Consider the following 18,988-nt stretch of genomic DNA (forward strand, 5'->3'; position numbering starts at 1 on the left):
GGAGAATCAACGATGCAGGGACGATTTACTTCTCACGAATATGCGATTCACCTATCTTGAACAGGCGAGGCAGCGGTGATTTACTCTTCGGGCCAAAATATTTATCGTAGATTTTTTGCGCAGTGCCATCTTTCTCCGCCTCTCGCAGCCAATCATTGATGTAGCTCACCAGACGGGTTTCACCCTTCGGAATCCCCACCCCTTCAAGTTCTTCAGAAATGGCAAATGGCGACACCTCATACTTGCTCTTGTCCGGCAGATTGGCCAGCAGGGCCACCAGCTTGGTGCCGTCTTGGGTGATCGCCTGTACGTTGCCATTACGCAGGGCGGCCAATGCAAACGGCGTATCATCATAGGAAATCACTTTGGCGCTAGGATACTTCTCGCGCAGTGTGCTTTCCATGGTCGTACCCTTGTCGGCCCCCACTTTCAGGCCACCAATCTGGTCCGGGCTTTTGAGGAAACCCTTGCGAGCCAGGAATTGCTGGCCGGATGCGATATAGGGAATCGAAAAATCGACGACCTTGGCACGTTCTTCGGTAATCGTGAAATTGGCAAACACCAGATCAACCTTGTTGGAGGTCAGCAACGGAATCCGGTTGGCGGGGTTGGTCGGCACTAACTCCAATTTAACGCCGAGTTTCTTGGCAAAGGCTTCGGCATAATCGACATCCAGGCCGACAATCTTCTTGCTTTGTTCGTCGATATAGCCAAACGGTGGGTTGCCATCAAAGGCAGCCACACGCAATACCCCAGCTTTCTTGATGTCGTCCAAGCGATCTGCGTGAGCAAGCCCCGATACCAAAAGCAATCCCAACAATGCAAGTGAGCGTAATTTCATGATGTATTCTTCGCGGTGTATGTAATGAAAGTGATCTACAGGAAGATCAATGAAACCAGATTACCCGCTTCGTTTTGAGAAGGGAAATACGCATTCCTGAATTACTTATGCATGAAAATCGCAAGGTTTCATAGAAACCGCAGGTTGATATTGCTTTGCAAGAACCTACGCGCAAAATAAAATCCCCTTGCCGCCCACCACGGGCGGCAAGGGGATCAATATATGCGCTATAGCTACATCAGCCAGAAGAGTTGTAATTCAATCTGGCCAACACACAAAAGCGAGCTTGCGATTAGAACGCCGGTACAACCGCGCCTTTGTACTTTTCCTCAATGAATTTCTTTACTGCCGGGGAATTCAACGCAGCGGCCAATTTCTTGATGGCTGCGGAATCCTTGTTGTCAGCACGCGTCACCAGCACATTGACATACGGAGACTTTGCCCCCTCGATAGCCAAAGCATCCTTGGTCGGAACCAGTTTGGCTTCCAGTGCATAGTTGGAATTGATGGCAGCCAGATCCACTTGGTTGAGCACGCGCGGCAGCGTGGCGGCTTCCAGTTCCTTGAAATCCAGCTTCTTGGGGTTGCTGGTGATGTCCTTCACTGTCGCCTGGATATTGGTGTTGTCTTTAAGCTTGATGATGCCCGCCTTGTCCAACAACAGCAGTGCCCGCCCGCCGTTGGTAGGATCGTTAGGAATCGCTACGACCGCACCAAACTTAAGTTCCTTCAACGACTTGATCTTCTGGCTATAGACACCAAAAGGCTCAACGTGCACGCCAGCCACGGGCACAAGGTGGGTGCCCTTTTCCTTGTTGAAACTATCCAGATACGGTTTGTGCTGGAAAAAGTTGGCATCCAAACCCTTTTCTTCCAATTGCGTATTGGGTTGCACGTAATCGGTGAACACCTTGATGTTCAGGTTAATCCCTTGCTTGGCCAACTCGGGTTTAACGAACTCCAGGATTTCAGCATGCGGCACTGGGGTAGCACCCACATTCAGCGTGGTGGCAGCCTGGGCTGAGAACGCAAAGGCGGCAGCAACAAACGCAATAATTTTTTTCATATCTCATAACCTTTCAATTATTTGGAATAGCCTGCAAGGGTTGTGAAGATCACTTAAATCAGGCCCGACTGAAACGGTGGACCAATTTATCTCCAACCATCTGCAAAAGCTGAACAAGGATCAGCAGGAGTGTGACAGTGACGATCATCACATCGGTGCGGAAACGCTGATACCCGAACCTCACTGCCAGATCACCCAGCCCACCCCCACCAACCACGCCGGACATGGCCGTACAGGAAACCAGCGTGATCGCCGTTACCGTCACCGCCGCAATGATGCCCGGCAGGGCTTCTGGCAACAGCGCCCACATCACAATCTGGCGAATCGTTGCACCACTGGCCTGCATGGCTTCCACCACGCCCCGGTCCACCTCGCGCAAGGCCGTTTCCACCAATCGGGCGAAGAACGGAGTTGCGGCAACCACCAAGGGCGGAATCGCCCCTGCCACACCAAGCGAAGTGCCGATCAGGCGGACCGTCAGCGGAATCATCACGATCAGCAAAATGATAAAGGGCAAAGAGCGCAGCACATTGACGACAACCGACAGCACCCCATAGAAAACCGAGTGCTCCAGCAACTGACGCTTGCTGGTCAGGAACAAAAGCACGCCCAGCGGCAAGCCCAGCAATACGGTAAACAGCAAGGATGCTCCGAGCATGGATAGAGTATCCAGCCCAGCCATGCCGATATCATTCCAATCTAGGTTGCTGAAAAAATCGTTCATTGCAGCCACTCCACAGTCACGCCATTTTTCTCCAGATGCGCCAGCGCCTGTTGTTGCGTGGCTTCATCTCCCTGCACGGCAAGCGTCAGCTGCCCACAGGGCGTGTTCTTGATGCGCTCAATACGGCCAGCCAGGATGGTGAAATCCAGCCCATGATCACGCACAGCGCGCGCCAAATGAGGGGCATAGGCGTCGTTACCCACAAAGGTCAGCCGCACGATACGCCCTGAAGTACGCGCCGTCGCAAGCACCTCATCCAAGCCTTCAAAGTGCTCGGCTTCCTGCACAAACATACGCGTTGTCGGATGCTTGGGATGCAGGAATACTTGCGCCACCTCACCAGACTCCACCACCTCGCCACTGTCCATCACCGCAACCCGGTCACAGATCGTGCGTACCACATCCATTTCGTGGGTAATCAGAACAATCGTCAGCCCCAGCTTCTGATTGATCTGCAAAAGCAGTTCCAGCACCGACCGCGTGGTCTGCGGGTCCAATGCACTGGTTGCCTCATCGCACAGCAGAACCTTGGGGCTGTTGGCGAGCGCTCTGGCAATCCCTACCCGCTGCTTTTGCCCACCGGAGAGTTGCCCCGGATATTTGTTACGCTGGTCAGCCAAACCCACAAGCTCCAGCAGTTCATCGATCCGTGCATTGATCTTGGCGGCATCCTTCCAGCCTGCCACCCGCAGCGGGATCGCCACATTCTGCGCAACGGTACGTGAGCCCAACAGATTGAAGTGCTGGAAGATCATGCCGACCCGCATGCGTAGGGCGCGCAAGCCCTCAGCATCAAGCGAGCCCACCTGCTCGCCATCTACCACTACGTTACCGGATTCAGCTGACTCCAGCCGATTGATGAGCCGAACCAGGGTCGACTTCCCCGCGCCCGAATGCCCCACCACCCCAAACACCTCGCCTGCCTTGATATGCAAGCTCACATCGCGCACAGCGGCTACCTGACGATCTGCAATGTGGTACGTTTTATAAACATGCTCCAGGCGAATCATTTCGAATTCATGTACCGAATACTTGTTACAGACAAGACGGAGCCTTCTGCTCCCTCATACCAAAGCGTCCGCTTTGCCACAGAGTGCCTGTTCAAAAATTGTGGTGGAGCGAGATTTGCACACGGGTGAACTTGCAAGATTCATCTATGTTCCGCTTGCGCTGGACGTGCGCCAGCCTAAAGCCCAAAAAACGGCTCACAGCCAGCGACCAAATCAGGGTGACAAACTCAACATCAACAACATGGGTTACAGCATGCCCGACAGCACTGGCGCATGACCACCAAGCAAGGTCAGCCATACGGAGTCAGGTTACTGCGCAAAGTGGACGTCTACCGATGTTGCCAGCCACTGGCAAAGCTTGTCAACGTTCTTGGCCTTGAAGATGAAATCAGACCTATTGACCACGCTGCCTCAAAGGCCGCTTGGCTTTCGCCTCTACGCTGCGCCCCCTATCCACGCTAGGCTCTATTTGTGAGGAGATCAGAGGCATCACCCCTTCCGACACCTCAGCAGTTTTTCGTAGCTCCGTTTTGCCCAATCATCAATCAGCGTCTGGCACCCACTCTAACCGATGAGCACACAAGGCCCTACCAAGCATTTATTCTGAGCTTCTAAGAAAATCCTATGACCAAAACGCCGCCAAAATATGCTAAAAGCATATTTTGGCGGTAAATGGAATTCACACTGAATCTAGCCGTATTTCACATCCCTTTATATAGAGATAACTATTGTTTGTTCCGCATAATCAGGGAGGAATTCTCATCTTCCTTGTATGCATATGTCAATTTGTGACCGCGAATTTCCCCCATTACAACCATGTTTCCACTGATCGCCTCGTGATCTGCTGCAGAAAAAGGCTGGTCGTAACGCGTCACCACGGTAGACCGCACCGAATACTGCAGATTTTCCAATGCAGAACGGATACGGTCGCCATCCGTACAGTTGCACTGGTACATTGCCAGATACACCAGACGTAGCGCATCATAGGTTTGCGCTGCAGCAACCCCCGATGGAATGCGATCCACTTTGTTCACACGGCGATAAGCAACAGCAAAATCGTGTCGCGCCCCGCGCCAGTCATCTTCAATAAAAGTAACAGCAGTTCGTGCGCCGTCACCCGCAGGGCCAGCCAGATCCGCAAAGGAGGCCTGGGACATCGTCCATGTCCCCACGAGAGGAACTTTCCAACCCATTTTGGCAAGGCTCTTGGCTACCATGGCGTCCTCTGCCGCCAACCCGTATAGGGCAATTGCTTTGGCGCCTGCAGCCCGGGCACGGCCCAACTGGGCAGTCATGTCCTGATCGCCGATCTTGAAACTCTCAACCACGAGAGGCTTCAGATTGCGTGACTTCATTTCAGTCAGCGCATTATCCCGACCAGATGTTCCATACAAGGTTTCGTCGTGCAAGACTGCAATTTCTGTGATCTTGCGTCGATCTACCAAATCCTTGAACATCGCCTGCGTTTGCAGCCAATCACGCCCCGCCACCCGGAAGATATAATTTTCCTTGCCTAGTGGCAGATTGGGCTGTTTGGTAATCTCTCCGCCTGCGGCTGCGGATACCACCAGTGGAATTTTTGCCTGTTGGAACAGAGGCGCCGCCTTGCTTGCCACGCCAATGTTGGCAAACCCAACGGCAGCAACCACCTTATCTTTGCTGATCAAATCCGTAGCCTGCTGCACACCCACATCAGCCTTGGCCTGGTCGTCTTTTTCCACCAATTCGATTTTGTGGCCTAAAACGCCCCCCAAACGGTTGACTTCTTCAAGAAAAACGCGTGCCCCGCCCCGGATACTCTCGCCCATGTCGGCGGAAGATTGACCGGTAAAAGGGCCAATTACCCCGATCCGAATAGTGGGTTCCTGCGCATGCACAGCGCCCACGGAACATACAGCCAACGCCAGGATTGTTTTCTTTATCATCACGACCTCCTCCAGAGTTACGCATTTCTCTTAAACTTTCTTGTTATTCTTGTCCCTTATCTTTGTATGAGACATGAACAGGGCCAGCCTGAATCAAAACCCTGTCTCCCTGTGTGGGCATTTAATGATGTTGCGGTTTTCCAACTCAATGCAATGCCGTTTATCGGCTTTTCAAACTGACATGCTCTAGAACATATGCAAGTCAAGCCCGCGCAATTTGGCCTGACCACCAGCCACATTACATGATTATGGCATCAGCATCAATACCAACTATCGCATGGGGGGGCTCCCCGATTGACGGAAACCACAAACAGAAACGCGTACTGGGACAAAAGGGAGTTTGGCTAAAAAAATCTGGCTACAGCACATACACTTAGATAAAGTTATCCGTTGTGGGCTTGTGAAACCTTGTATCCATACCAGAGCCCGGATAGAAAAAAGAGCGGCAGCCCAAGGTTTGGCTGGACATCTATCGCCGCCTGTTTGTGCAGTAACGACTAACCCCCCAAGTCGAAGGAGAGTAGCCATGAGCAGCATGAATACATTGGAAATGGAAGAGCGGACTGAAACCATTGAGGAACTAGCCGACCTTATCGTCGTGGTTCAGGAAATGGGTCATCGCCTGGCCTACGAAACCCATGGAGATGACTATTGCCAAGTGCAGGAACTTAACGAGCTTTTGCACCAGGTCCGCATAACAATCACCCAGATCAAGCAAAACGCCGGCATTCCCACCAGCCTATAGTCAGATTCTCGGCTGTAGCCAACTATCGAGCTGCTCTGCACTCAAGGGGCGGCATAGGTGGAAGCCCTGCATGGTATGACATTCAATACCAATCAGGGCTTGCATCTGCTCGGCAGTTTCAACCCCTTCGGCTACGACCTCAATACCACTCTCGCATGCAAGTTCAACCATCGAACGAACAATGGCCAGATTCATTCGGGAGGCTCCGATTCTCTGCACAAAAGATTGATCAATTTTGATGATATCCAGCGGCAACTCCATCAACTGATCAAGCGAAACGCCCCCTGTACCGAAGTCATCCAGGGCAATTTTCACTCCGATATGCCTCAAGCGCTGCAGGTGTTTAAGCACCTTGGGGCGATCCTCCACGTAGATCGATCCATTGACTTCCAGTACCAAAGAACTGGGCGCCACATCGTTATCCTCAAGGGCATGCCTGACTTTGTCGACCAAGTCATCTTCACGAAACTGTACTGATGAGACGTTCACAGAAATATAGAACCCCTTGTGCCCCAGGCTCTGCCACAAAGCCAGCCGCGATAGGGCAGATTCCAGCACCCAGCGCCCCAGTTCGCAGATCATGCCGGTTCGCTCTGCCAGGGGGATGAAGCGTGCAGGCACGACCATCTGCCCACTCTCATTCCGCCAGCGCAGCAGGGCCTCTACCCCCCGTATTGTGTTGCCAGGGATCTCAACCAAGGGTTGGAACTGTAGCGACAAACCACGCTGAAAATCGATTGCGGCACGCAGGCTATGCAAAATGCCAATCCGCAGCTGCGCATCTTCAGACAACTCAGTGGTGTAGTGGGCACACGCGCTTCCAATCGAAAGATGGGCCTCCCCCAATGCCATATTGGCGTTACGGAGCAATTCCAGAGCGTTGCCCTTGCCATCGTCAACACTGGCCATGCCCAGGCGAATCTGCATCTGCAGAGAATGCCCATGGACAAAAAATGGGGCCTCAAACGCATGGCGCAGAACATTGAAATCAATCCACGCTTCTTGGCCAAAGATACCGAAGGAATCTCCAGACAAGCGCGCCAGAAGCGTTCCTGGCCCAAGCGCCGTGCGCAGGCGCTTGGCAACCAGCACCAAGAGCGAATCACCGCATCGGTATCCAAGTGCATCATTGACTTCGGAAAAACGCACCAAATCGGCCACAGCCAGCACCCTGGGGTTTTCTCGATGCGCCAACAGATCTTCATTGACCTGATCCAGAAAACGGCCACGGTTTGGCAAGCGCGTAAGAGGATCGTAATGGGCGAAGAAATTCAAGCGCTCAATCAGATCAACGTTCTCAAAACCCACCGTCAAGTTGGCGGCAAACATCTCAACCAGCTTGCGCACGGTCGGGGATAAAGCCTCCCCCGGGTTAAAGACAGCGATTGCATCTGTTTTGGATGCGCCAAGCCACAGTAGAAAGCGATCAGCCTCAAAAATGTGGGTACGCGCTGCGATACACCGCCGAATGGAGCGCAGCATATCTGCATTCAGCCTCTGGGTAACGGTGCATCCCATCAAGGGCGCATACTGACCTGTACCGTAATGTATTTTGAGCCCGGAGTCATCGTCATCACCATTGAAATCTGGGCGCTCGATGCACAACAAGCCAGAAACCGATGTACCCAGGATTTCTGCCATATGGGCAAACAAACCTTGGGCAAAGTCCTGCATCCGATGCAGCCGGAAGAGCTTGTTGGCGGCTCTGGAAATAGAGTCCATCCCCCGGTTGACGGCCTGGATCTCCTCCAATTGCTGATAGGCACGCACCGCTGAGGTCAGCGTAGTCACCATGCGGGTCTGGGTGAGTTCGGACTTGGTCCGGTAATCGTTGATGTCATACGCCTTGATGACATCAAGTTCAGGCGCATAGCCGGGTTGCCCGGTTCGCAAAACGATCCGCAAATTCCGCAGCCCCAGTTTGGTGCGGATCACATCCACCAGCTTGAGCCCTGCATCCGGGGTTTCCATCACCACATCCAGCATTGCAACGGCAACGTTGGGATGGGCTTTAAGCATAGATTCGGCCTCTGTCGCACTATACGCACGCAGCAAACGTATGGGCCGTGTATCAATCATGACGCCGCGAAGCGCAAAGGCAGTCGCGTGGTGAACTTCTTCATCGTCGTCTGCGATCAGAACATACCAAGCCTTTTTGTCAGAGGATATCTCATCAATCCGTGGCTGCTCATCTATAAATGACAAAATCTCGTCATTACGATCTGATACCAAGGTGTTATCAGGATCGATGGTGTCTGTCACCACAACGCGCCCTCCGCCAGATGCAGTTGTCTTCGACTACAAAATCATCGCAAACCGTTTGGTGATCTGTTCCGGTCTCTCATCATCCATGCTCTGCTTTTGCGGCAAGAGTCATAACGGGGCTGTTCAATACAGATATTCTTACCATTCCAAATAAGCGAAATGGGCCAAGCCGAGACGATCAACCTGATCTCTTCGCTTATCGGCAGCGCCGGTTCAAAGCTTGAACCAACAAATCAATGGCCGACGAACGGTCGGCCACTCCAGATCACTACCTTAAGGAAAACAAAGCGCGAGGCGCTGGCGCCTGATGCGTCTCTCCCTTCTCGAGGGCTTCGTCGTCACCCAGCAGGAAAAGCCGTTCGGCCCCGATCTGACCTTCGGTCACCAACCAGTCGCTCGCAGCCCTGGCGCGCTGAGCAGCAAGCGACTGCAAATCTGGCGCCTGCTTGGCAAAGTGGTGCAGCAACAACTTTTCCATTTCCTCCGTTGGCAGCGATTTCGCAAGCCCCAATGCATTGCGCGGCTTGTCGGCAACCTTCTCGCTCGCATAGACTTCCGCCAAGAGCTTAGGGTATTCGGCTGCATCAATACTCACTGCGTCAACATCAGCCACGGACTCCCCTGCTTTAACCATACGCTCCGCTTTAACGGCGCGCATCCGCTCAGCCAGTCGAGCGCGATTCACACCATCCAGATCGGCAACAGGATCAGCCTGACCTCGGATTTCAAGCCGCAGTGCGGGTCTCTCGGTCAGCGCTTTTGCCAGGGTTTTGAGCTTCTCGACTGCCGCTGGCGTCAGCTCTGCCTTGCCTGGTGCAAAATCCAGGTAGGAGAGTTCCTCCCCACTGCTGTGCCCAAACATTGAGCCGATCAATGTAAACGGCGCTGAAATCGCTTTGGTGACCATGTTGACCAGCAGCCTCACCACAATGCCACCTACGCTGAATTGCGGATCGTCCAACGAACCACTGACGGGCAGATTGACGTTGATCTCCCCTTGGCTGTTCTTAAGCAAGGCAACGGCGAACAGAACAGGAAGCTTGGTGGCATCCGGGCTGTCGACACGTTTGCCAAAAGTGAGTTGATCAAGAAATATCTGATTCTCTGCGGTGAGCTTACGATCCCGAATCTGGTATTTCAGGTTCATCGACAACTTGCCCTTGTCAATGCCGTAGCCAACATATTTGCCTGAGTATGAGGACACACCTGTCAGATCCACGCCTTTGACCTGTGCCTGGATATCCAGGAACTTATCCTGTCGCAGTGGATTGAGCTGCCCAGTGATCTGCAGGGGCGCAGTACCATCAACAGCGCCTTTCAAATCAAGCTGGGCAACAGAGTTCTGCTCCGAAGACAAGCCTGTCAGACTACCTGTCAGTGCAGCAATCTTGGCATCGTAATTGGGCTTGACGAAGCGATCACTGTAATTGATGCTGCCGCCACTAAACAGGACCTTGTCGATACGGATCTTGGGTAGTGTGCTGCCAGAGGGCGAAGCGCTTGGAATAGATGCCGCACTGCTAACCGAGGAACTTTCCCCAGCAGTCAATTCGCGCAAATTGAAGCGCCCTTCCGCATCCAAAATGAGGCGGGAGTAGAAATTGTCCAGTCGCACTTCTCTGGCATTCAAGGCCAACGGCGCGAGCTGAAAGTTGAAGCCTTCAATCCCAAAGTGTCTCCACTGCAGGAAATCCGCATCGTTGAGCTGATCCAGTGAGCTAAACTCATCTACAGCCACGTTGCCTGCAAAATTCATTACAGGCCGGTCAGGCTTGGCAAAGCTGAAATCCAGCGTTCCTTTGGTACTTAAGCGCCCGCGCGTAACCAGAATCCTGAAGTATTGGTCGACATAGGGCTGGATCGCCAGCATATCCACATCGCGGATATCCAGCTTCACATTACCCTGCAACGGCATGGTGACGATTTTACCTGCCAAATCGATTTTACCGGCCCGGTTGGCCTTGGACGTGATCTCAAAGCTGGCCGAATGGGCGTCTTGGTTGCTCCAATCCACGACATGGATGCCAAGATCCCGCAGTTCGACGCTCACAGGATTCGCACCGGAACGGTCTTCAAATTTCACATTCCAGCCGGTCAGTTGTGCTTGGGCAAGACTCAGCTTCCAGGCTTCCTCAGAGGCTGGCGTACTCTGCTGTACATGCGATGTCTTTGCAGGAGCGGGTTTGAGCAAGTCCAGCAAATCCAACTGCCCTTGTTTGTCTTTAGCAATGTTCCAATGGGCGCTACCTAGTGCAAGTTTTGCCAAACGGGCCTCTCGCTTGGCGATGTCTACATCGATACCTTCCAACTGAACATCAGACACTTCCACCAGCGTCTTATGCGTCTTGGGGTCGGCCAGCGCCAGTTGTGACAATCCCAGTTTCGCGTCAGAAAGGCTCATCTGCACAGACGGAGAAGTCTCGATCCTAAGCTTGGCTTCTGTCTCAAGGCGACCACTGAGCAAGCCGGAACCCATGGCTGTCTGGTAGTACGGGCGCAAATCTTCGAGTTTGATGTCCTTTAACGCCAACAAGCCTTGATGGACTCCACGTTTAAGATTCAAATCCCCCTCAAAGCTGAAGTTTTCTCCTCCCTTTCCCTGTGCATTCAGATTTACTTTGGCAGGCTTGTCCGCGAGCAGATTGAAGTCTTGAACAGCAATATTGACGGGGTCCAGCACCAAGGCATATGTCCCTGGCACAGCTCGGTCCTGCCAATGAACCACGCCGCGATTCACCTCCAGGCGTCGAACCGAAATAGCAGGCAAGGCGGTCTGTTCCGCAGCGGCGCCTGACGGATGCGCATCCTCTGCCAAAGCGAAATTGATCTTGCCATCAGCATTGCGAACCACATCCACATCGGGTGCATCAATCTTCAGCAGCCCTATTTGGGCCTTGATTGGGCTAGCCAAAGGCTCAAGAGAGTCCAATCCAACGCTAAGATCCTGGATGCTGATGAGGTGTGCCCCATTGGAATCCTGTACGGCAAGTTTTTGTACCCCGAGCTGCCCCGCCAGAAAGAGCCTCTGCCCCCCTGGCCCGCCTTGGTTCCATACCAGTTTGAGATCGCAGCCGAACAGACCCTGTTTGAATACAACGGGCAACTTGGTCGGCGCGTACCCCAGGTACTGGGTCACATCAAAAGGAGCAAGATTGATATCCAGCATGGCCTCATGATGAGAACCAAACGGCTTCACCTGCCCTGCCAATTGCAGCTTGCTACCATTGACCCAAGCCTCAAGATAAGGGGCAACCGCCAGATCAAGCTTGGCGGGCAGGTTGGAAACAAAGGGAATGCCCAGCTTGATATGCTCTATATGGTGTTGCTTGGAAACCGGCTGATCGTCGAAGCTGACACTGCCTTCACTGATCTGGATGTTGTTGACCGAAAACAGAAACGGTTTGCCGTCTGATGTCGATTTGGGCTGCGCGTTCAGGCGCTCAATGATGTCGGTAAAATTGTATTGGTCCTTGCCAGTCCGCGCAAAATTCACTTGTGGATGCCTAATCAGCAAGCCATCCAGCACGGGGCTGCGATACCAGATTGATTGCAAAGACAGATTCAAGCCAAGCTCATCGACCAACAGCAAGGCGCCCTTGCCATCGGCAGTCGCCACCCGCAACCCATTGATGCGGGTATTGAGCGTGAAGGGATTAAAGCGTACCTGCTCAACCCTGACAGTGCGCCCCAATGCCTCGCTGGCCTTGCTCTCCAACGCCCAACGCACCAGCATGGGCACACCCAACCACATTGCCAAGACGCAGACAATGCTTGCCGCGAGCAGGCCCACACCCCATTTCCTCAGCCGGGGATGTGCTGCCAAAGGGAGCCGAAACACAGTCTTGATCAAGGCAAACACCTATCCATAATTTGCAAACGCGCCAAGCAATAGCAAGGCATTACCGCAATGCCGGAAAAAGCTGACCCTTGAGAGAATCCTAGCACCCCTTTCCGCGTGGCACACCACCCTAAGTATCCAAATGGCCAGCACGCAGCCGGATACTCCGCCCGCAACGCGCAGCCAAGGATTCATCATGTGTTACCAAAATCATGGTAGTACGGGTTTCCCGGTTGAGTTCAAACATCAACTCGATGATCTGATGCCCAGTATCGCTATCCAGGTTTCCCGTTGGCTCATCCGCCAGGAGCAACGAGGGGCTGGTCGCAAATGCCCGGGCCAGGGCTACGCGTTGCTGTTCCCCACCAGACAGATGCTTGGGGTAGTGCGAAAGGCGTTGCTCCAACCCCACCCGCACGAGGCATTGCCGGGCAATATCGCGTGCCTGCTCACGCCCTGCCAGTTCCAAGGGCATCATCACGTTCTCAAGCGCGGTCAGCGCAGGCAGAAGCTGGAAAGACTGGAAGACAAAGCCAATATAGGCCCCCCGCACCTGGGCACGTGCGTCTTCGCTCAGGATAGACAAGTCCTTCCCCTGTACAGAAACCTGACCCGAGGTGGGAACATCCAGCCCGGCCAGCAGTCCCAGGAGCGTCGACTTTCCCGACCCCGAAGCCCCTACAATCGCAACTGTTTCTGCAGGCGCCACAGAAAAGGAGATATCTTGCAAAATGGTGAGCCTGCCGCCATCTGCAAGATTGACCGTCTTCTCCAAACGCTCAACTTTTATCACTGCATCCATGCCATTTACCATGAAACGTTTCCTGACCTTTCTTCTGCTTTTGATGCTGCCTGGCTTAAGTTTTGCGGCCACCATCCTGGTGTGGGGTGACAGCTTGTCCGCCGGTTACGGTCTTCCCCAGGGTACAGCATGGCCGACCCTGCTGGAGCAGCGCTTGCAGCGCGAAGGCTACCGCTATCAGATGGTCAATGCCAGCATCAGCGGCGAAACCACCGCTGGTGGGTTGGCAAGGTTGCCAGAAGCGTTGGGCCGCCACAAGCCTGCTGTCATCATCATTGAGCTTGGTGCCAATGATGGCCTCAGAGGCCAGGCGCTGACCCAAATGAAGGAAAACCTCGCCAAGATGATCACCAGTGCCCAGACAAACCATGCCAAGGTGCTGCTACTGGGTATGCGTCTGCCGCCCAACTTCGGCCCTGTCTATACGCAAAAGTTCCAATCCACTTACAGCGAGTTGGCAAGCGAGTACAAAACTGGGCTTGTGCCCTTTTTTCTGGAAAAAATCGCAGCCCAACCTGAGATGTTCCAGGCTGACACCATTCACCCGATTGCGCAGGCGCAGCCCATCATCCTGGATACGATCTGGCCGGGTATCAAACCCTTTCTAAAGAAATAGCCCACCAACATGTGCAAGGCTACTGACATGACGCTGTCAGCAGCCTCTAGGCATGATGTCTCCTGCGCGTTCCCCAAACACCGACATCATGACCGAACAACATCTCACAGCGCTGCATGTCTTTATTGTCCAGGCCAAACGGGCCTGTTACGTGGGCGATGGCCATAAGTTGTTGCCATACCGGCTGGCCTCACATGACCTACAGTATGCGGAAGGCCCCTGGGTCTATCACGACAGCTACTTGGCCGAAAGAGATTTTATCGGGCAGGAGATTGTCTATGCGGACAGCAAACCCGTCTGGGGCATGAATTACTACGGATGCATTCTCAAGCCAGAACTGATCAGTTCTGCTCAGGCAGGTTCGATCATCAAGGAAAGCCTTGCTGCCATGTATGCGGAAAACCGCTTTTTGGGCGGTTTCAGGCATCAAACGCAGGGAATGCAATACGTCGATACCAGCAGCGGGGACTTCTGCGGTTTTGCCGGTATCGAATGGATTGTGTGCAGCGGACAGCGTGTGTATGAACTGCACTACCACGGTGGCCTGCTCCGCGCATAGACAGCAGGCCATTGGAGATGTCAGCACCTCATTTTGGCTTGGGGGGCGGAGCGCTGTTTGAAGCCCCGGGAGGTGGCCCGTCGGGCCGTGCAGCAAGCTTGCCATTACCAGGAAAGACCTCGCAAGTGGCCTGCATGCTGTGATCTCCCATCTTGACTGTCACCTTGTCCCCCGCCTTCTTGCCATTGCAAGCCGTAAATGCCTCGGCGGGCGGGCCTGGGGGATTGGCACCATTGGCCGGCGGAGGGCCATTTTCCGCGCCAGCCAATGTGCTTGCCACACAAAAGGCTGACACAAGCATCCAATGCAATCTTGTCATACACAACTCCTAATCTATCCAAGTGTGATAGGCCAATCCTGCCTTGGGCAGAGCCCCTCTTCCAAGTTATTTTGCCAGCCTTTACCCGAGTTTGCGAACTTGAACCATGGAATTCATCTACGGGGTGGCAACAAACTCCAGCCGTGCCATTGAGCGGCCTGGAATACGGGCACTTGTGGCGGATTCAAGCGCAACAACAGGCGATTCATTTTCCACCACCCCGACGTCAAACCACTGTCCCTTCACAAATATCCATCCCGGCATCATCAAAGACAAACTACGCTCCTCCTTGCTGGTATTCATGACAATAAGGTTAAGCTTATTTCCATCCTGCACAGCATTTGCCCAAACTTCTTTGTCATTGCAAGCAAGCTCAACAAAATGCCCCTTCAAATCATGAATCATACGAAAACCGTAATAACTGGGTCGAGGGAACCCGTCTTGATCCAGCAGGCCATGAAAGCCCACGCCTTGATAGGCAAAATAGTAAGCTGCATGCATTCCCGCGCGAGCCATGCGCAAGGCGGTTTCAACAGCGAACATGGCTGCTGGCATATCAGCCAGTAAATTGGACTTGTTCGTGCTCCACGACAGACCATATTCGGTCATTCCGAATTCGATCTTGCGCTGATAACCCAGGGGGTTTTTAGCTGGGTCCTCCCAGTTTTTCCGGTACTCTGCCAACCAGTACTCAGGTTCTGAAATTTTTGCCAAAGCCGATTCTTCTGCCCCCGTACCGTCCGTTGGGTAGATATGCCAAGTCAGCATATCCACCACATCTCCGCAGTGCTTGACAAATGTCTTCAGGTAATCGGAGGCTGCTGGCACGGCCCCTGAAACTCCAGGCCCGGCGAATTTCGCGCTCGGATCAACTGCCTTGATCGCCATTGCTTGGGCACGAAATACCTCACAGTAATGCTCTGCCGTCCAGCTTGGGTCGCCCCGGGTCACCGGATACAGGTCCGGCTCATTGCCAACCTGCCAATATGCAACGTTGATCTTGCGCTCTGCCGCCAAGCGGGCTGCCGTAGCGGCGTCTTCGGGACGATTCTTGGGCACCGAACTCCCCCGTCCGGGGAAAGTTCTTGTCTGGATAATGACAGGAATGTTCTCGGCATGAAGCAGTTTAAGATTGGTGGCAAAAAGATCCAGCACAGGTTCATTCATGTCCTGGTCATCACCCACGTTTCCGCCGGGGAAGCGCAAGGTGGCAGGCGGCACATTCGCACTCATTACCTGCCCAAACTCCGCCATGTTCATCCAGTTGCCGAAGTTGAATCCCGCAGTCACCTGCCGATTCACCTCTACCCCAGGATGGAGGGTGTCGACCTGAAAATTTACACTCTTAGGCGCCTCTGCATGCGCCCAAGGGCCAACACATAGCAAGGCAAACCCCAGGCAGCTTGCCAACTGTTTGCAGATCAACACGGTAAAAGTCTCCTTCGTTGGTTTTGTTGTAGGCACAAGATGCACCAGCGTCACATTTTCATCCGCTCAATGTTAGCGCTCCATGCCCTGAGCCGATCTGGATTTGCCCTGCTATCCAGAAAACCCACCGCGAATTCCCAAACAAGGGAAGACCCTGACCCAATTGCTACGAGACGCTCGTTCAAACGATAAGCCCCACGTAAACGATTGAATACAAGTGCAGATGTCGTCGTTTTCCCTGATCCTTCTGACGCCACGATCACGCCCCTGGCAGTCTATACTGATGCCTCATGACACCCGCCACCAGAACATTGACTGAACTGCCTGACGAAGACTTGATGGTGCTTGTCGCCAACGGCATCGTCGAACAACCTGCCACGGAATTGTTCCGTCGTCACAACCGTGCACTGTTCAACTTCATTGCCTGGCAGTGCCAGGGCAATACTCATGAGGCGGAAGACATCACCCAGAAAACCTGGGTCAAACTCATGACCCGGTGCGCGGACTATCGCCCTGAGGCGGCCTTCCGTACCTATTTGTTCCAAATTGCGCGCAACACGCTCATCGACCAAAGAAAAAGTGCTGCCGAGCAGCGCAGGGAAGATCTGGATGAAAGCCACCTGGAAATTCCCGCCGAGGACATGTCGCCCGAACAGGAACTACGCCTGCGGCAAAATCTCAACTTGGTTCGGCAAGCCTTGCTAAGTTTGCCGCAAGCCCAGCGTGAGGTGGTGGTACTACGTTTTTTCAGCGAGATGTCTCTGGAGGAAATCGCCCATACGGTTGGAGAAGGCTTTGAAACCGTCAAAAGCCGCCTGCGCTATGCCTTTACACGCCTGCGGCGTGAGCTGGAGGCGCTTGGATGAGCGCAGCCTTCGAACATTTCCTGACCGGCAAGGATCGTTTGTCGGCCTTGCTGAACAAGCTACCTGTGCATGAAGCACCGGCGGGGTTTGAACACGCCGTATTTGAGGCAATCCGCGCACAACGCAATACCGACCTGCCAAGTTTTGAGCCTCCGGCAAGCCTGGAGAGTTCATTCCTGCAGGAAGCCAGCAAGATTGATGCAGCCCAGGAGGTACGCCGTAATGCGGTACTGGCTGCGCTGGCAGACGGACAACGCAGCCAGGATGTACTGGGCAGCCCACTTTCCGATGCGTCGGAGGCGTGGCTGAAGACACAACTCACCACCAAGGATGAGCCCACGCCTGCCCACAAACCGGCCAAAAAGCAAAAAACGTTTTGGCACGATTTTGGGCTGGTGGCGGCCACCGCGTTGGTCGCCACCATTGCAACCAGCCTTTATCTTCACCTAGGCAAGCCTACTGTTACGACCCAGGTGGCCCTAGCACCGGCGCCAGCAACTGAACCTCAGCCTGTTGCAAGCGATACACCGCCAAATGACTTGGCCACTGCTACTTTTGCCGAAAAAAACCTGTCCAGAGAAGCCGCTCCCGTAGCGTCGGCAACAGATGAAAAAAAACACGGTAAGGCATCCGCCTTAAACGGACACAGCGCCATAAACGCCCAACCTGCACAACAGGATACCGCCCCCCTCCCACTTGCAAGCCCCGCCCCGGCTCCACAAGTAGAGAACCGCCGTGCTGTTCAAATCGCTGAAGCGGAAGCCCCCGCTTCCCCTCCGCCCGTTGCAGTCAAACCCAGCCTGGCGATGGCTCCTCCGCCCCGCGCAGCAGACAACGCTGCCGAAGGGGGCAGCAAGGTAACACCTCCTGCAGCCCTCGCAGTGGCGCCTGCTCCAGAAAAAGCTGATCTGGCTGGCGCGGTCAACAAAGCCAAACGAAGCAAGGCACTCACTTCTTTGCACGACAATGGGGGAGTGGCACAAAGCTGTCTGGTGGTGGCGCTCAAATACGATCCACGCCTGATCGCCCAACACCTGGAAATGACCCATTGCGGGCAGATCATTGCGCTTAAAACGGCGATCCCGGATGCGCCTGAAACTCAGGAGTGGGCAGAACGCTTTCGCCTTGCCTTGCCAGAGAACAGGCGTCCGGCCACATTGCCACTGGAAAAAGACAGCCAAGTCCCCTTCAACCTGATCAGCATTGAAGCCTTGCCAGCCCAGAGTGATTAGCGCGGCATGGTGCGTCGCTCAGGGACTGCGGCCTGCACGGTAAATTCCAAACGGTACAGCGCTTTGCTTGCAACACCGTTCAGTTGGCCCGGTTCCAGGTGTAAGCTGCTCAGGCGCTGAATGAATTGACGTGTGCCTACTGTACTCAATTCGCTGCTCTGCACGAGTACGCTATCCACCCCACCCTCTGTATTCACCAGCAACTGCACGATTACGCTGCCATGCTCGTCCGTTGCCAGGTCAGCAGGGAGAATGGTCTCTGGCTCGTCCAGGATTCGCGGCTTCACACTCAAAAGCTCCGCAGGAACATAGGCGGAGACTGCCTCGGTATCCGCCGTAGCACGACTTTGAGCCGGGGAGGAAAGCATCCCGTGTGCAACTTTTGGATAGTCAGCAGACATCGATCTATCAGCGGGCTTTGCGGACTTGGCTGGCTCCGGCGCCCGGGGCAAGAGGATGTGGGCAGGCGCCTCCTTGGGGTGTTCTACAGGCGCTTCCAGGCGGGCATTCACGCGCTCGGTGGCAAGGCCCTTTCCACGCAGCCGATCACCATAGTCACTGGTGATCGCAACAATAAAGACATGACACATTATTGATGCCATCAAACAAGGCCACAACGCGTGCCCGAGGGCATCTCGGGCGTTGTAGCGATCTGCCATGCTGGCTTGATTGTCGTATGGTAAGTGGTCTGCGCGTGTCATCTATACATTAGGGCCCAAGATGATTCGCGCCCATTCGTCATTGTACGTCGC

At 54.0% G+C, this 18,988-nt stretch carries 16 protein-coding genes; 5 read left to right on the top strand and 11 right to left on the bottom strand.

The features are described from left to right. Positions 1–25: 25 nt before the first annotated feature. The 5 genes from B145_RS0107135 to B145_RS0107160 form a co-directional block, all read right to left on the bottom strand. Positions 26–841, bottom strand: coding sequence for an ABC transporter substrate-binding protein (locus B145_RS0107135; RefSeq protein ID WP_018606239.1), 816 nt, complete (start codon positions 839–841; stop codon positions 26–28). A gap of 292 nt (positions 842–1,133) precedes the next feature. Then, positions 1,134–1,907, bottom strand: coding sequence for a MetQ/NlpA family ABC transporter substrate-binding protein (locus tag B145_RS0107140; protein WP_018606240.1), 774 nt, complete (start codon positions 1,905–1,907; stop codon positions 1,134–1,136). A 58-nt stretch (positions 1,908–1,965) separates the two neighbouring features. Further along, positions 1,966–2,631 carry a methionine ABC transporter permease gene (locus B145_RS0107145; RefSeq protein WP_018606241.1) on the bottom strand — a complete coding sequence of 222 codons (666 nt, stop codon included), beginning with the start codon at positions 2,629–2,631 and terminating at the stop codon, positions 1,966–1,968. Beyond that, the gene (locus B145_RS0107150) at positions 2,628–3,641 is read right to left on the bottom strand and encodes a methionine ABC transporter ATP-binding protein (RefSeq protein ID WP_018606242.1); all 1,014 of its coding nucleotides are present in this window, start codon (positions 3,639–3,641) and stop codon (positions 2,628–2,630) included. The genes B145_RS0107145 and B145_RS0107150 overlap by 4 nt, the downstream gene beginning before the upstream one ends. Before the next feature lie 725 nt (positions 3,642–4,366). After that, a complete protein-coding gene (locus tag B145_RS0107160) occupies positions 4,367–5,566 on the bottom strand; it encodes an ABC transporter substrate-binding protein (RefSeq protein ID WP_018606245.1) in 1,200 nt (399 codons plus the stop codon). Positions 5,567–6,092: 526 nt separating this feature from the next. On the opposite strand from B145_RS0107160, the gene B145_RS24720 reads away from it, so the two are divergent. Next, a complete protein-coding gene (locus B145_RS24720) occupies positions 6,093–6,311 on the top strand; it encodes a hypothetical protein (RefSeq protein ID WP_018606247.1) in 219 nt (72 codons plus the stop codon). Here the strand turns inward: B145_RS24720 and B145_RS0107170 are convergent, their stop codons facing one another. The 3 genes from B145_RS0107170 to B145_RS0107180 all read right to left on the bottom strand — a co-directional run bounded on the left by B145_RS0107170 (position 6,312) and on the right by B145_RS0107180 (position 13,216). Beyond that, positions 6,312–8,573, bottom strand: coding sequence for a putative bifunctional diguanylate cyclase/phosphodiesterase (locus B145_RS0107170; protein ID WP_157288306.1), 2,262 nt, complete (start codon positions 8,571–8,573; stop codon positions 6,312–6,314). A gap of 271 nt (positions 8,574–8,844) precedes the next feature. Continuing rightward, positions 8,845–12,435: a DUF748 domain-containing protein gene (locus tag B145_RS0107175; protein WP_018606252.1), complete on the bottom strand. Its 3,591-nt coding sequence runs from the start codon at positions 12,433–12,435 to the stop codon at positions 8,845–8,847. 109 nt (positions 12,436–12,544) lie between these two features. Continuing rightward, a complete protein-coding gene (locus B145_RS0107180) occupies positions 12,545–13,216 on the bottom strand; it encodes an ABC transporter ATP-binding protein (RefSeq protein ID WP_245541835.1) in 672 nt (223 codons plus the stop codon). Between the two features lie 10 nt (positions 13,217–13,226). Between B145_RS0107180 and B145_RS0107185 the strand changes: the two genes are divergently transcribed. Together B145_RS0107185 and B145_RS0107190 are read left to right on the top strand one after the other, a co-directional pair. After that, complete coding sequence (locus tag B145_RS0107185; RefSeq protein WP_018606255.1) at positions 13,227–13,832, top strand: arylesterase; 606 nt, start codon at positions 13,227–13,229, stop codon at positions 13,830–13,832. 52 nt (positions 13,833–13,884) lie between these two features. Next, the gene (locus tag B145_RS0107190; RefSeq protein ID WP_018606257.1) at positions 13,885–14,391 is read left to right on the top strand and encodes a DUF5680 domain-containing protein; all 507 of its coding nucleotides are present in this window, start codon (positions 13,885–13,887) and stop codon (positions 14,389–14,391) included. A gap of 28 nt (positions 14,392–14,419) precedes the next feature. On the opposite strand, the gene B145_RS0107195 is transcribed toward B145_RS0107190, so the two are convergent. Together B145_RS0107195 and B145_RS24725 are read right to left on the bottom strand one after the other, a co-directional pair. Further along, complete coding sequence (locus B145_RS0107195; RefSeq protein WP_026258917.1) at positions 14,420–14,710, bottom strand: hypothetical protein; 291 nt, start codon at positions 14,708–14,710, stop codon at positions 14,420–14,422. A gap of 117 nt (positions 14,711–14,827) precedes the next feature. After that, on the bottom strand, positions 14,828–16,138 hold the full coding sequence (locus B145_RS24725; protein ID WP_018606260.1) for a GH39 family glycosyl hydrolase: 1,311 nt from the start codon (positions 16,136–16,138) through the stop codon (positions 14,828–14,830). Between the two features lie 290 nt (positions 16,139–16,428). Here B145_RS24725 and B145_RS0107205 point away from each other — a divergent pair, with 290 nt between their 5' ends. Then, the gene (locus B145_RS0107205) at positions 16,429–17,004 is read left to right on the top strand and encodes a sigma-70 family RNA polymerase sigma factor (RefSeq protein ID WP_018606263.1); all 576 of its coding nucleotides are present in this window, start codon (positions 16,429–16,431) and stop codon (positions 17,002–17,004) included. Further along, positions 17,001–18,236 (top strand): hypothetical protein, encoded by a 1,236-nt coding sequence (locus B145_RS0107210; RefSeq protein ID WP_018606265.1) that lies wholly within the window; start codon positions 17,001–17,003, stop codon positions 18,234–18,236. Before B145_RS0107205 ends, B145_RS0107210 begins: the two co-directional genes overlap by 4 nt. Here the strand turns inward: B145_RS0107210 and B145_RS0107215 are convergent. Then, complete coding sequence (locus tag B145_RS0107215) at positions 18,233–18,838, bottom strand: energy transducer TonB (RefSeq protein ID WP_157288308.1); 606 nt, start codon at positions 18,836–18,838, stop codon at positions 18,233–18,235. The genes B145_RS0107210 and B145_RS0107215 overlap by 4 nt on opposite strands. Between the last annotated feature and the right edge of the window lie 150 nt (positions 18,839–18,988).

This window comes from Uliginosibacterium gangwonense DSM 18521 (assembly GCF_000373965.1).
Lineage (GTDB): Bacteria > Pseudomonadota > Gammaproteobacteria > Burkholderiales > Rhodocyclaceae > Uliginosibacterium > Uliginosibacterium gangwonense.